The sequence below is a fragment of the Jonquetella anthropi DSM 22815 genome, assembly GCF_000237805.1.
In the GTDB taxonomy this organism is placed as follows: domain Bacteria; phylum Synergistota; class Synergistia; order Synergistales; family Dethiosulfovibrionaceae; genus Jonquetella; species Jonquetella anthropi.
Genome location: NZ_CM001376.1, coordinates 1,599,334 through 1,611,331 on the forward strand (window position 1 = coordinate 1,599,334; position 11,998 = coordinate 1,611,331).

The following is an 11,998-nucleotide window of genomic DNA, read 5'->3' on the forward strand; positions in this document are numbered from 1 at the left end:
TATCCTATTCCAGCGAAGACAGGAGAGCGTAACCATGCAGGACCTTAAAAAGCACTGCCGTCTGGCAATCGTTCAGGCCGAGCCGATTCTTTTTGACAAGGCCGCCTGTGTCGCGAAAGCCGTTCAGCTGATCGGCGAGGCGGCGGCGAAGGGCGCCGAGTTCATCGTCTTTCCCGAGCTGTTTATCCCCGGTTACCCGGTGGGCATGACCTTTGGCTTCACGGTGGGGAAACGGGACGAGGGCGGCCGGGAGGACTGGAAGCGCTACTACGACAACTCGGTCGTGACCGGCGGCGAAGAGACGCGGCTCCTGTCCGAGGCGGCCAAACGCGCCGGCGCGTACGTCAGCATCGGCTTTTCGGAGCGGGACGGCGTGAGCGGGACCCTGTACAACTCCAACATGATTTTCGGCCCCACCGGCGAGCTGCTTTCCCTGCACCGAAAGATCAAGCCGACTGGCTCCGAGCGGGTCGTCTGGGGCGACGGGAACAAGGGGTACTTCCCTGTCGTCGCCACGCCTTGGGGCCCTGTGGGCGTCCTGATCTGCTGGGAGACCTACATGCCGCTGGCGCGGGTAGCCCTCTACGAGAAGGGTGTCTCGATCTACATCTCAGCGAACACGAACGACAACGAGGAGTGGCAGTCGACGATCCGGCACGTGGCTATTGAGGGCCACTGCTACTTCATCAACGCCGACCTGCTGATCACGAAGGAGAGCTATCCGAAGGGCCTGCACGAGCCGGAGCGGGTCGCTTCCCTCGAACGGACTGTTTGCCGCGGCGGTAGCTCGGTAATCGACCCGTACGGGCACGTGGTTGCTGGGCCGGTCTGGGACAAAGAGGACATCATCATCGCGGACCTCGATATGGACGAGGTAGCCAAAAGCCGAATGGAATTTGACGCCTGCGGCCATTACTCCCGACCTGATATCTTCACGTTCCGGGCCGAAGAAAAATAGCGTTCATACGCGGCAGTCAAGAGAACTTGTTCAAGAGACAAGCCGGCGCGCCTCACGGCGTGCCGGCTTGAGTTTGTCTGCGATTAGCCGTCTTCTCAGACGACGTGCAGGTCGTACCCGGTTCGGCTCTGGAACGTTTCAAGCGTTTCGGCCAGCTGGCGCTCGGCCTCGGCGCCCAGCGGCAAAAACGGCAGGCGGAGCCGTCCTGACTTCCAGCCCAGCTTAGCCATGGCGCACTTGAGCCCCGGCACGCCCCACTTGGACGTGACGGCCCCGTTGAGCGGAATCAGCTCGCCCTGCATGCGCCGCGCATCCGGTATATCCCCCGACAGAGCACGCTCGGCCAGCTCGACGCAGTAGTCCGGCGCGATGTTGGCCACTGCGAGCGTTCCTCCCACTCCGCCGGCGAGCAGCGTGGGCATGAGAAACGACCCGCTGCCGGCGAACACGGCGAAACCCGGCCGGGCCTGATGGGCGACTTGGGCGATCTGGGCGATGACGCCGCCCGAGTCCTTGATCCCCGCCACGTTGGGGTGCTGAGACAGAGCCACGGTCACGGCCGGAGGAATGTTGACGCCCGAGTTGCCCGGCATGTTGTAGAGCATGACGGGAAGCGGCGAGGCGTCGGCGACGGCGGTCAGCCACGCGGTCAGCCCTGCCGGGGTGAGAGCGCCCTTGTAGTACGTGGGGCTCAGGACGAGTACGGCGTCGGCTCCGGCGTCGGCAGCCGCCTCGTTCAGCTCTTTTGTGACCGGCAGGCTTTCGCTGCCTGTGCCGGCGATCATCGCTTTTGAAGGGGCCAAATGCGCCCGAACGAACTTCATCAGGTCGATTTTCTCCCGCTGGGTCAGGGACGCGAACTCGCCGTTGCTACCCATGACGACAATTCCAGCCAGTTTCGTCCGTCCCAGCCGCTCCAAGTTGAACGCCAAACTCTCGTAGTCGATTTTGTCGTCATCGGTGAACGGCGTGACGATCGGCGCAAAAATCCCGCGAATTTCCTTCATGGTCTCCCCTCCTCTGGCCTTGCCGCCAGGTTCTGAACCGCTCGAGTTTCTTAATTCAGCATACCAGCTAAGCAATCATTGGTAAATCCAATGAATACTATTTATGATATGATCTATATAAATATCCATCTCTGAACGGGGGAATAAGGGTGCTTCTGACAGAAATCGAAACGTTTCTCGCCATCGCCGCGACGGGCAGCTTCCGCAAGGCCGGGGAAATGCTGAACGTCACCCAGTCGACCGTGAGCCTGAGGCTCAAGCGGCTGGAAAGCGAGCTGGGCTATTTGATGATCGACCGCCGTCGGGGGGACAAGCAGGTGCGTCTCACGCCGGCCGGAGACGGGTTCCTTCGGGCCGCCGAGCAGATTAAAACGGCCCTACAGTCGGTGACGACCGGCCGGGAGGCCGACTCAAAGCTGCGAATCGGGGCCGTTGACAGCGTGAACGTCTATCTGTTGGCCGGGCTGTTCGAGTCGGTTCGGCAGAACGAGCCGAGCATTCACTTGGAAGTGGGGACTCACCAGAGCTGGCAGGTCTACGAGCTGATCGAGCGGAACGAGTTGGATCTCGGCTTCGTCCTGACGGCCCGCCCGTCGGTTCAGGTGACCGCAACGCCGCTGTTTTACGAGAACCTGTCGGTCATGCGGATCCGGCGAGACGACTGGCCGGAGGCAGTTTCTGCCGACGAGCTGGACCCAAAGGGCGAACTGCCCATCCTCTGGGGCGACCGCGTGGCGCTGTGGCACGACCAGATTTGGGATCCGACGGTATCGCCGCTCTGCCGTCCCGACACGGTGGCGCTCGTCCGTCGCCTGCTGGTTTCTCCCGACCAGTGGTGCCTCGTCCCCCAGTCCGTCCGCGCCGCGCTGGAAGGCGAGTTCTCGTTCCAGCAGCTGGCCGAGCGGCCGCCGCAGCGAATCTGCTACCGGCTTGAGCCCCGTCATCCCCGGCCCAGCGCCGTGAAGGCTCTGGCGGTCGTCCGGGAGCTGAGCGATCAGCTGGCCCAGTCGTACCAGGCGGACGGCTCCATCAGTTAAAAAAAGGCCGGCCCCAAACGGGCCGGCCTTTTTCAGTTCCTCGCAGAAACTTGTTACTTGACGGCGAGAGGCTTTTCAGAGCCCCAGAGACCGTGGATATTGCAGTACGAAAGGGCCATCAGCGTGCCGCTCGTCTTGAGCTTGAGGGTCACAGATCCTTTCGGCTCGCAGAGCGACGGGCCTTCGTCCGCGCCCTTCGGCGATTCAGCGTGAGCGACGTAGTGGAAGTCCGCCAGCTCGATCGGATTTTTTGCCCCGTCGGGCAGGAAGAACAGCTTCATCCAGCTGATGTGGTGAGCCGTCGTGTTGGGGTGAGCGATCTCCTTCCCCACTGACAGGCAGACTTCAAACGCCTCGCCGGCCGCGACGGTTTCAGGAGCGTCGATGACAGGAACGTGCTTTTCGCCTTTCCAGTCGCCAGTCTGAATCAATTCGCCAAGTTTCATATCGATTACCTCCTCCAGTGGTGGTATATCTTGTATTATGACGGCCGCGAGGCCGTTTCGCAAGGAAAATCAGTCAAGGAGGATTACCCGTTAAATGACTTACTGGGAAGTCCGCGCGTCGGCGACAGGCCGGTGGGACAGCAATATTCGCGTCGTGGCCTCTATTCTCCCGGTGCGGGACGTCGCCGAGGCGCGCCGCAGAGGCGCGACAGAGGAAAAGTTCTGGCAGGAAGCCGACGAAAAAGCCCGCCGAGTAGCCAGCCGCGCCGGCCTGCCTTCGCAGGCCGCCAGCCAACTGATTCGACGGGCCAAGAGCAACCCCTGTTTGGAAACTTTTTTGCTGATCGTCTATTAGGCCAGCGCGCGCAGGCGCTCCCACAGCTCTTTCTGCTGGGGCGTCAGGCTCTGCGGCGTGGTGATCTCCACCCGGGCGAACAGGTCGCCTGACAGGCTCTCCTCCCGCAGGGGAAGGCCGCGCCCTTTCAGCCGAAGCCGCATGCCGCCCCTCGTGCCGGCCGGAATTTTTACGGTCACAGATCCGTCCACGGTAGGAACCTTCGCCGTGCCGCCCAAAGCGGCGTCCCACGGGGCCACAGGGACTTTCACCTCTAAGTCCCAGCCCTGAACGGCGAAGACCGGGTCAGTCCGGAACCTCACAGTGACGAACAGATCACCGTTCGGCCCACCGCCCAAGCCGGGCGAGCCCTGGCCGCGAAGCCGAAGCCGCGTGCCGTCGCTGAGCCCCCGGGGCAGGTTGACCTCGATCTCCCGACTGCCCCGCTCGTCCCGAAGCGTCAAGGTCTTTCGCATCGGCGCGTGAAACGCCTCGCGGATCGACAGCTCGATCGACGCTTCCACGTCGCTTCCGCGCCGCCCCGCCGACGAGTGGAACGTCCGGCCGCCGCCGCCAAAACCGCCGAATATCGTCCTGAAGAACTCGCTGAAGTCCCCGGCGTCGCCGAAGTCCACCCGCGTTCCGCCGGGGAAACCGCCGAACCCACCGGCCCCCTGAGAGGCGCTCTGCCAGTCCGGCCCCAGCTGGTCGTAGGTCGCCCGCTTCTGCGGGTCGTTCAGCACCTCGTAGGCCTCGTTAATGTCCTTGTAGCGGGCTTCCGCGTCCGGCGCCTTGTTCACGTCCGGATGGTACTTTTTCGCCAGCTTCCGATACGCCGACTTGATCGCCGCCCCGTCGGCCGTGCGCTCGACGCCGAGTATTTTGTAATAATCCTTGTACGAAGCCGTCACGGCCCATCACCTCTTATTTAACTAATACTGACCTATGATACTGTGACCCTATTCGGCTGTGCAACGCCATTCTACCGATCTATTCGGACGGGCGCGAGTTTTCCAGCTGTCTGAGCCGCCGGAGCTCGGGGACGATCATCAGCGTCGTGGCCGCCGTGGCCGCCAGGTCGGCCACCGGCATGGTGTACAGGAGCCCGTCAAACCCCCAAGCCAGAGGCAGCAGCAGAATTGCCGGCACCATGAACAGAATCCGCTGAACCAGCGTGAGCACGATCGACCGACCGGGCCGTCCGGTCGCCTGAAAATAGAGACCCGAGACGATCTGATAGCCCACGATCGGCATGGTGAACAGGTACACCCGGAAGCACCGGCGGGCGAACTGGAAGTACAGGTCGCTCCCCCGGCCGAAAAGTTCCATCACCTGATCGGGCCAAAGCTGGAAGACGCTCCAGCCGAGGACGCAGACGACTGTGGCAGTCCAAACTGACAGGCCGTAGGTTCGGCGAACCCGGCCCATGTTCCCGGCCCCGTAGTTGAACCCCAAGATCGGCTGAGCGCCAATGCTGATACCGATCAAAACGGCGATGAGGATCTGATTGACCTTCATCACGATGCCCATGACCGACAGCGGGATATCCGAGCCGTAGGGTGACTGAGTTCCCCAGCTGACCAACGCGTTGTTCATGCAGATTTGGACGATAATGAAGGTGACGTTGTTCAGCAGGCTGGACGCGCCCAAGGACAAAATTCGACTCATCACCTGCCGCTGAATCCTGAAGTGGTGCCGCTGCAGGGTGATCGAGTTGAACCGAAACGCGTACGCCACGGTCATGAAAAACGAGACCATCTGGCTGATGACCGTAGCGGCCGCGGCGCCGGCCACTCCCATGCCGAGCCCCCAGTCAAAGATGAAAATCGGGTCTAACGCCACGTTCAGCAGCGCGCCGGTCAGAGACGACCACATGGCCCAGCGGGGGCTGCCGTCGGCCCGAATGAGGTTGACCAGCCCGAGGGTAACCATGACGAACGGCGTGCCGATGAGGCAGATGGCGCCGTAGCTTTGAGCGTAAGGAAGAACCGTCGGCGTCGCGCCGAACAGCTTCAGCATCGGCGTGAGAAAGACCCATGAAAAGACTGCTAAGACCGAGCCGAGGACGCTTTCAACCGCCAGCGAGTTGCCCACGAAAAAGGCCGCCTCTTCCGGCTGGCGCCGCCCCAGCGACAGGCTGAAGTTGGAGCAGCTCCCGTTGCCCAACAAAAGCGCCAAGGCCATGGTAATTGCGACCAACGGGAACGACACGTTGGTCGCCGCGTTGCCCAGATACCCCACTCCCCAGCCGATAAAAATCTGATCCACAATGTTGTAAACCGAGTTGACGACCAGCGACACCACCGCCGGCGCGCCAAACTCCCGCAAGAGCTTTCCCAGCGGGGCAGTTCCCAGCCGAGACAGATCGTTTCGCGCCATACATCACCATTCCTCTCATATGGAATACTTTGTAGCATACTTTTTTACCTCTGCGCAACCGAAAGTCAGCCAAAATCGACCGTAAGGAAATATTCTGGCACGGAAGAAACCGATCGCCTATAATAGGGACAAAACTTCCCTGAAAGGAGCGTCGTTCGGCTGTGAAGACCCTGTCATTTCTTCAGCCGCTGGCCCAGACGGCCAAGAGCGTTCTCCCTCTGGTTGCCGTCCTTCTCGTCATTCAAGTCGTGGTGCTCAAGAAGCCCTTGGCCGACGTGAAAAGCTTTCTCATCGGCTTGGCCTACACGGTCGTCGGGCTTCACTTTTTCCTCGTCGGCGCGAACCTGTGCCTGCTCCCGCTGGGCGACACGGTGGGACGGAACCTGTACGTCCTGAATCACCGGTGGCTCATCGTCCTCGTCGGCGTCGTGCTGGGCTACTTCGGCACGCTGGTCGAGCCGGCCCTGCGGACTCTGGCACTGCAGGTGGAAGAGCTCTCGGTCGGCGTCATCTCCCGCCGGCTCCTGATCAACGGTGTGGCGATCGGCTTCGGCCTAGGCATGGGGCTCGGGCTGTGGCGGCTGATGAGCGGCGTTTCCTACATCAAGGTGCTGCTGCCGCTCCTTGCGACCGTTGGCCTCTTCGCCTGCATCACCCCTCAGCCGTTCGCCGCCGTGGCGCTTGACGCGGCCAGCGCCACCACCGGGCCGGTGAACATACCGGTGAACATGGCCATCGCCCTCGGCCTGGCAGGCTCCATCGCGGGGGTCGACCCCCTGCTCGCCGGCTTTGGGCTGGTAGGGCTGACGTCGCTCGGCTCAATGATCGCCACAATGGTCCTTTCCATCGCAGCTCGGCTGTGACGCTTGAAGGAGGAAATAGAATGGAACTTTTAGTCATCATCGTTGAACGGGGCAAGGCCGACACGGTCGTCCAGGCCGCCAACGCCGCCGGAGCCTTCGGCGCCACCACGCTTTACGGACGCGGCGCGCCCTCGTCGGAGATACGAAAATTTCTCAGCTTCTCCATCGAGTCGTCGAAAGAGCTGATCTTCATGCTGATTACCCCGCAGAACAGCGACGCCATCATCAAGGCGGTCACGGAAGCCGGACAGCTCAATTCTCCCGGCCGAGGCATCGCGTTCACCGTGCCGGTAAATCAGGTCGTCGGCCTGAGCCGAATCACAGCGCCACAAAACTGACGCCGAAAAAACGAAGCGGCCCGGACTCCTTCGAGTCCGGGCCGCTGATTTTTTCTTCGCCGATCAATCGTCGTCCGACCGGCCGCCGGAGACGGCGACCAGCCCTAAAATACCGCAGAACGCCAGAATCGCCCCAAACGGGTGCCAGCCCTGCAAAAGCCACAGGACCAGAGCCAACCCCAAAAGAGCCGAGCCGATTTTTCCCAAAAGGGACAGCAGGCGAACCGTCCGGGACGGTGGTTCCAGCTCCTCCGGCTCCTCGCCGTCGGGAGACTTGACCGATATCACCGGCTCGCGCCGATGAAGCGGCAGAGGGCGAACCGGTCTGCCTTCTTCCGTCTCTCTCTCAAACAGGATCGGCCTCATCTCTCCGCGCCTTCCGCTTCCTTCGCGACCGGCGCCGCCCTGCCGCCGGTCAGTTTCAGCAGGTCGCTTGGCGCGATGATCATCTGAACGCCCCGACGGCCCGCGCTCACGGCGATCGTCGGCAAAGCGAGCGCCCGCTCGTCCAAGAAGAACTGGTGTGCCCGCTTGATTCCCAGCGGCGAACAGCCGCCCCGCTGGTACCCGGTCAGGCTGAACAGGTCCTTGAGCGGGACCATCTCGACTCGGCCGTACCCGGCCGCCCGAGCCAGCGCCTTCAAGTCCACCTCGCAGTCCGCCGGTATGGACGCCACGACCAGATTCGCCTTCCGACCGTCTCCCAACAGAGCCAGCGTCTTGTACACCCGATTCAGCTCAATGCCCAGGACGCTGGACGCGTGAACAGCGCTCAAGTCGCTCTCGTCCACCGGATACGTCACGACTTCCACCGAAACGCCGGCCTTTTGAGCCATACGAACGGCGTTCGTCATCTCCTGAGCCATGTTCTCACCTCCGCGGGTCGCTTTTCGTATTGTAGCAGAAAACCCGTTGGCCCCAGCAAAAATAAACGCAAGTTTCACTTGACAGATCGACGAAACTTAATTATCATCAGTTCATCAAAAACAAATTGACTGAACGGAGGTTTCATCATGAAAAAACTGATTTGTACCGCAGCGCTTCTGGCGGCTTTGGCGGGCGGGGCATTCGCCGCGCCGGTTCTGAAAGTGGGGACGGAAAGCACCTACCCGCCCTACGAGTTTATCGGTCCGTCGGGAAAACTGGAGGGTTTTGACGTCGAACTGGCAGAAGCGGTCGCCGCCAAGCTGGGAATGGAAGTTCAGTGGCAGGACATGGCCTTCGACGCGCTGATTCCAGCCCTGCTGACGAAAAAGATTGACATGATCGCGGCGGGCATGAGCGCCACAGAGGAGCGGGCCAAGCGGGTGGCGTTTTCGATTCCCTACGAGGAGTCGGTCAGCGCCTTCATCACCCGGCCTGACGGGCCGAAGAGCATTGAAGAGCTGAAGGGGAAAATCGTCACAGTTCAGCTGGGAACGATTCAGGACACCTTCGCCGACTCGATGGAAGGCGTGACGGTGAAGAAGTTCCAGAAGTACGACGACTGCGTGAGGGAAGTGGTCCTCGGCCGGGCCGACGCCTCGCTGATGGACGTGCCAGTCGCCAAGGACTACGTGAAAAGCGAGCAGTTCGGCGGCAAGATCGCCCTGTTCGAGCAGAAGATCTCCACTGGCGACAAGGCGCTGGCCATGTCCAAGGACGCGCCCGAGCTGAAGGAAAAGGTCGACGCCGCCCTGAAAGCCATGGAAGCCGACGGGTTTCTGCAGGCCCTGAAGGACAAGTGGTTCAAGTAACCAACCGTAAGCCGTACCTCTGCCCGCCGCGTCAGCGGCGGGTTTTTCTTTTGTCCGCTTGTCTGTTAGTGCTATCATGAAAAAAGAATTTCCTCTTTCACGCCAGCGGCGCGGCCTCTGCCGCGCCAAAACAGGACACAAAGGAGACGCGACCAAAGTGAAACGCAGCGACGCCCCAGCCCCTCTGCTGATAAAGAACGCCGACCTGTACGACCCGGCCCCTCAAGGGATCACGAGCCTGTTGATTTTAGGCGGGCGCATTGCCCAAATCTGCCCGGACTTGGACGAGCGGTCCATTCGGTCGGTCCTGCCCGATCTGGTCGTCATGGACGTATCAGGCGCGCGGACCCTTCCGGGGCTGATTGACGGGCATAACCACTTTGCCGGCGCCGGCGGCGAGGGCGGTTTTCAGTTCCGCACGCCGCCGGCCCAGCTGACCGACTTCACCCGGTCGGGCATCACGACCGCCGTCGGGCTTCTTGGAACGGACGGATACAACCGAAGCCTCGAAGACCTGCTGGCGAAAAGCCGGGCGCTGGACGCCGAAGGGCTTTCGACGTGGATATTCACCGGCTCGTATCAGCTGCCCGGGCCGAACCTGTGCGGCTCGACGGCTCGGGACATCTGTCTCATCGACAAGGTCATCGGCTGCAAAATCGCCCTGTCGGACCACCGATCGTCCCACCCGTCGGCCGAAGCGCTGCGGAGCCTCGTCTCGTCGGTCCGAGTCTCCGCCATGCTGGCGGGCAAGCGCGGCGTCGTCTGCGTCCACATGGGCAGCGAGGAAACCGGCCTTGAGCCGCTGCGAGAGGCGCTGCGAGGCACCGACGTGCCGAAAACCCAATTTTTGCCCACCCACGTGGGCCGATGCGAGGACCTGACCCGCGACGCGGTCCGCTGGGTGCGCGAAGGCGGCGCCGCGGACATCACCGCCTCAGACGAGGCCGCGTCCCGATTCGGCCAGTTCGTCGCCGCCGGAGCTGACGTCAGCCGAGTGACGCTGACGTCCGACGGCAACGGCTCCATGCCGGTCTTCAACGAGGAGAAAGAGCTCGTCGGCATGGGCGTCGGCAGCCCGTCGTCCATTTTAAAGACCATCGGGGACATCGTCACAGGCGGCGTCGCTGACCTGACGACCGCCGTCTCGCTGGCGACGAAAAACCCGGCGGCCCTGCTCGGCCTGCCCGGCAAGGGAAGCCTAAAACCGGGCTTTGACGCCGACTGCCTCGTCCTGAACGACGACTGGACGGTTCGATCGGTGGTCGCCCGAGGCGTTCCTGCGGTTTGGGACGGAAAAATCCTCGTCAAGGGAACGTACGAGCGCTGAACGAAAAAATCCCAGTCAGCCCAACCGAGACGAACGAAAGGAGAACATCATGAGGGAACCGGCCGCCGTCCCAATCGCCCAGCTTATTGACGAACTCGCCAAAACGGTCAACGGGTTTAAAGACATCGAAAAAGCGGCCCAACGGGACTGGAAAGCGCTTTCTCCCCAAACCGCCGTGAATTTTGCCAAAGAACTTTACCAGCCCGACGTTTGCCAAGTCAGAACCTACGGCGTTTTCTCCTAGGATACTCGGCCTCAGACGACGCCTTACAATTTATGAAAGAGGTCGTCTCAAACGTCGGCGACTGGCGAGTTCAGGAAATTCTAGCAAAAGCGTTCGACGAGTTTTGCAAACCCCGCGGATATGAAAACTCTTTGCCCGTCATCGACATGTGGCTGAGCGACGAAAACCCGAACGTCAGACGGGCGGTCTCCGAGGGACTGCGAATCTGGACGGGCCGCCTTTTTTTAAAGAGCACCCGCAGGAGGCTGTTAAGAGGCTCGCGTCCCACAAGGAGGACCCGAGCGAATACGTTCGAAAGTCCGTCGGGAACGCGCTTCGGGACATCAGGGAAAAATACCCCGACCTAGTCCGCGACGAGCTCAGGACTTGGCGTCTCGAGACGAAAGAAATTAAACAAACCTACCGGCTCGCGAACGCGTTTCTCACGGAGCGAAAGCGCGGCGAAGAGACGCGTTAACGCTCCCCCGCCGGAGCCTCCCCAAAACCAACGCCCCTCTCTCCACGGGACTTAGCAGGACGAGCCATTTGAAAACGCCCAAAGAAAACAAATTTCAACAGTCCATTCGGACGTCCGTCGGGAACGCGCTCCGGGACATCAGGGAAAAATATCCCGACCTGATCCGCGACGAGCTCAAGACTTGGCGGCTTGAGGGGAAAGAAATTAAACAAACCTACCGGCTCGCGAACGCGTTTCTCGCCCGCTGAGGCAGCGCAAATTCCTTTTGAACCTTCTGTTCCTGCCGCGCTTTTCCAGCCGCCGATTCCACAAAATTTTTCCTCTGTTGCGGGACATAAGAAAAAGTCAGGGCCGCCCAATGGGCGGCCCTGACTTTTTTCTGCGTTCACTAGAAGTCCATCGACGCGCTGTTGTCGCCGGAAGCGAAGGTCATCTTCTTGATGTTCATCTGGTCTTTCATCAGGTTGTAGAAGATCTCGATCAGGTTCTCGCAGGTAGCCACTTTCTTGACCACCACGAGGCGGCACTCCGGGTAGGACTTGGCCAGCGGCGTGTCAAACGCGACCCCGAGCGTCCTGTTCGTCTCAGCGCCGTTTCTGATGCCCTGCTCCTCGTACACCTTGAGAATGGCCGGCAGAAGCGGATCGTTTTCTTGCATGATCAGGGCGTGATCAAACGCTTTCAGGTAATCCCACGCGATGCGCTTCATGCTGTTGCAGGGATACACAAAACCCGTTCTCTTGTCCACGTCCCCTTCAACCTCGATGGTCAAAAGTCCCGAATGGCCGTGCAGGTACTGAGCTTCGCCCTCATAGTCCAAGAAACGGTGAGCGTACTGAATGCTGACTTTCGTGATTGAACGCATGATATGA

General features: G+C 61.1%; 16 protein-coding genes. 9 read left to right on the plus strand and 7 right to left on the minus strand.

The genetic code is table 11. The features are described from left to right. Positions 1–34: 34 nt before the first annotated feature. The gene (locus tag JONANDRAFT_RS07475; protein ID WP_008519690.1) at positions 35–958 is read left to right on the plus strand and encodes a carbon-nitrogen hydrolase family protein; all 924 of its coding nucleotides are present in this window, start codon (positions 35–37) and stop codon (positions 956–958) included. Positions 959–1,053: 95 nt separating this feature from the next. On the opposite strand, the gene JONANDRAFT_RS07480 is transcribed toward JONANDRAFT_RS07475, so the two are convergent. Further along, positions 1,054–1,965, minus strand: coding sequence for a dihydrodipicolinate synthase family protein (locus tag JONANDRAFT_RS07480; RefSeq protein WP_008523425.1), 912 nt, complete (start codon positions 1,963–1,965; stop codon positions 1,054–1,056). 149 nt (positions 1,966–2,114) lie between these two features. Between JONANDRAFT_RS07480 and JONANDRAFT_RS07485 the strand changes: the two genes are divergently transcribed. After that, positions 2,115–3,002 (plus strand): LysR family transcriptional regulator, encoded by an 888-nt coding sequence (locus JONANDRAFT_RS07485; RefSeq protein WP_008523426.1) that lies wholly within the window; start codon positions 2,115–2,117, stop codon positions 3,000–3,002. Between the two features lie 53 nt (positions 3,003–3,055). Here JONANDRAFT_RS07485 and JONANDRAFT_RS07490 read toward each other — a convergent pair whose 3' ends face one another. Then, on the minus strand, positions 3,056–3,448 hold the full coding sequence (locus tag JONANDRAFT_RS07490) for a class II SORL domain-containing protein (protein WP_008523427.1): 393 nt from the start codon (positions 3,446–3,448) through the stop codon (positions 3,056–3,058). Between the two features lie 94 nt (positions 3,449–3,542). Between JONANDRAFT_RS07490 and JONANDRAFT_RS07495 the strand changes: the two genes are divergently transcribed. Beyond that, positions 3,543–3,803 (plus strand): hypothetical protein, encoded by a 261-nt coding sequence (locus tag JONANDRAFT_RS07495; RefSeq protein ID WP_008519698.1) that lies wholly within the window; start codon positions 3,543–3,545, stop codon positions 3,801–3,803. On the opposite strand, the gene JONANDRAFT_RS07500 is transcribed toward JONANDRAFT_RS07495, so the two are convergent. Further along, positions 3,800–4,693 (minus strand): DnaJ C-terminal domain-containing protein, encoded by an 894-nt coding sequence (locus tag JONANDRAFT_RS07500; RefSeq protein ID WP_008523429.1) that lies wholly within the window; start codon positions 4,691–4,693, stop codon positions 3,800–3,802. The two genes, JONANDRAFT_RS07495 and JONANDRAFT_RS07500, sit on opposite strands and share 4 nt — an antisense overlap. Before the next feature lie 79 nt (positions 4,694–4,772). Further along, entirely contained in the window at positions 4,773–6,161 is a 1,389-nt protein-coding gene (locus JONANDRAFT_RS07505; protein WP_008519702.1) for an MATE family efflux transporter, read from the minus strand. A gap of 161 nt (positions 6,162–6,322) precedes the next feature. Here JONANDRAFT_RS07505 and JONANDRAFT_RS07510 point away from each other — a divergent pair, with 161 nt between their 5' ends. Beyond that, positions 6,323–7,024 (plus strand): DUF1538 domain-containing protein, encoded by a 702-nt coding sequence (locus tag JONANDRAFT_RS07510; protein ID WP_008519704.1) that lies wholly within the window; start codon positions 6,323–6,325, stop codon positions 7,022–7,024. A gap of 20 nt (positions 7,025–7,044) precedes the next feature. Next, positions 7,045–7,362 (plus strand): P-II family nitrogen regulator, encoded by a 318-nt coding sequence (locus JONANDRAFT_RS07515; protein ID WP_008519706.1) that lies wholly within the window; start codon positions 7,045–7,047, stop codon positions 7,360–7,362. A gap of 63 nt (positions 7,363–7,425) precedes the next feature. Here the strand turns inward: JONANDRAFT_RS07515 and JONANDRAFT_RS07520 are convergent, their stop codons facing one another. Together JONANDRAFT_RS07520 and ybaK are read right to left on the minus strand one after the other, a co-directional pair. Further along, complete coding sequence (locus tag JONANDRAFT_RS07520) at positions 7,426–7,728, minus strand: hypothetical protein (protein WP_008519708.1); 303 nt, start codon at positions 7,726–7,728, stop codon at positions 7,426–7,428. Further along, on the minus strand, positions 7,725–8,228 hold the full coding sequence (gene ybaK, locus JONANDRAFT_RS07525) for a Cys-tRNA(Pro) deacylase (protein ID WP_008519710.1): 504 nt from the start codon (positions 8,226–8,228) through the stop codon (positions 7,725–7,727). The genes JONANDRAFT_RS07520 and ybaK overlap by 4 nt, the downstream gene beginning before the upstream one ends. A gap of 147 nt (positions 8,229–8,375) precedes the next feature. Here ybaK and JONANDRAFT_RS07530 point away from each other — a divergent pair, with 147 nt between their 5' ends. The 4 genes from JONANDRAFT_RS07530 (at position 8,376) to JONANDRAFT_RS07550 (ending at position 11,374) form a co-directional block, all read left to right on the plus strand. Further along, entirely contained in the window at positions 8,376–9,098 is a 723-nt protein-coding gene (locus tag JONANDRAFT_RS07530; RefSeq protein ID WP_008519712.1) for a transporter substrate-binding domain-containing protein, read from the plus strand. Between the two features lie 157 nt (positions 9,099–9,255). Then, the gene (iadA, locus tag JONANDRAFT_RS07535; RefSeq protein WP_008523432.1) at positions 9,256–10,425 is read left to right on the plus strand and encodes a beta-aspartyl-peptidase; all 1,170 of its coding nucleotides are present in this window, start codon (positions 9,256–9,258) and stop codon (positions 10,423–10,425) included. Positions 10,426–10,474: 49 nt separating this feature from the next. Continuing rightward, on the plus strand, positions 10,475–10,669 hold the full coding sequence (locus tag JONANDRAFT_RS08270; RefSeq protein WP_008519717.1) for a hypothetical protein: 195 nt from the start codon (positions 10,475–10,477) through the stop codon (positions 10,667–10,669). 525 nt (positions 10,670–11,194) lie between these two features. Beyond that, positions 11,195–11,374 (plus strand): hypothetical protein, encoded by a 180-nt coding sequence (locus tag JONANDRAFT_RS07550; protein ID WP_008519721.1) that lies wholly within the window; start codon positions 11,195–11,197, stop codon positions 11,372–11,374. A gap of 140 nt (positions 11,375–11,514) precedes the next feature. Here the strand turns inward: JONANDRAFT_RS07550 and JONANDRAFT_RS07555 are convergent, their stop codons facing one another. After that, entirely contained in the window at positions 11,515–11,991 is a 477-nt protein-coding gene (locus tag JONANDRAFT_RS07555; protein WP_008519722.1) for a 6-pyruvoyl trahydropterin synthase family protein, read from the minus strand. Positions 11,992–11,998: the final 7 nt, after the last annotated feature.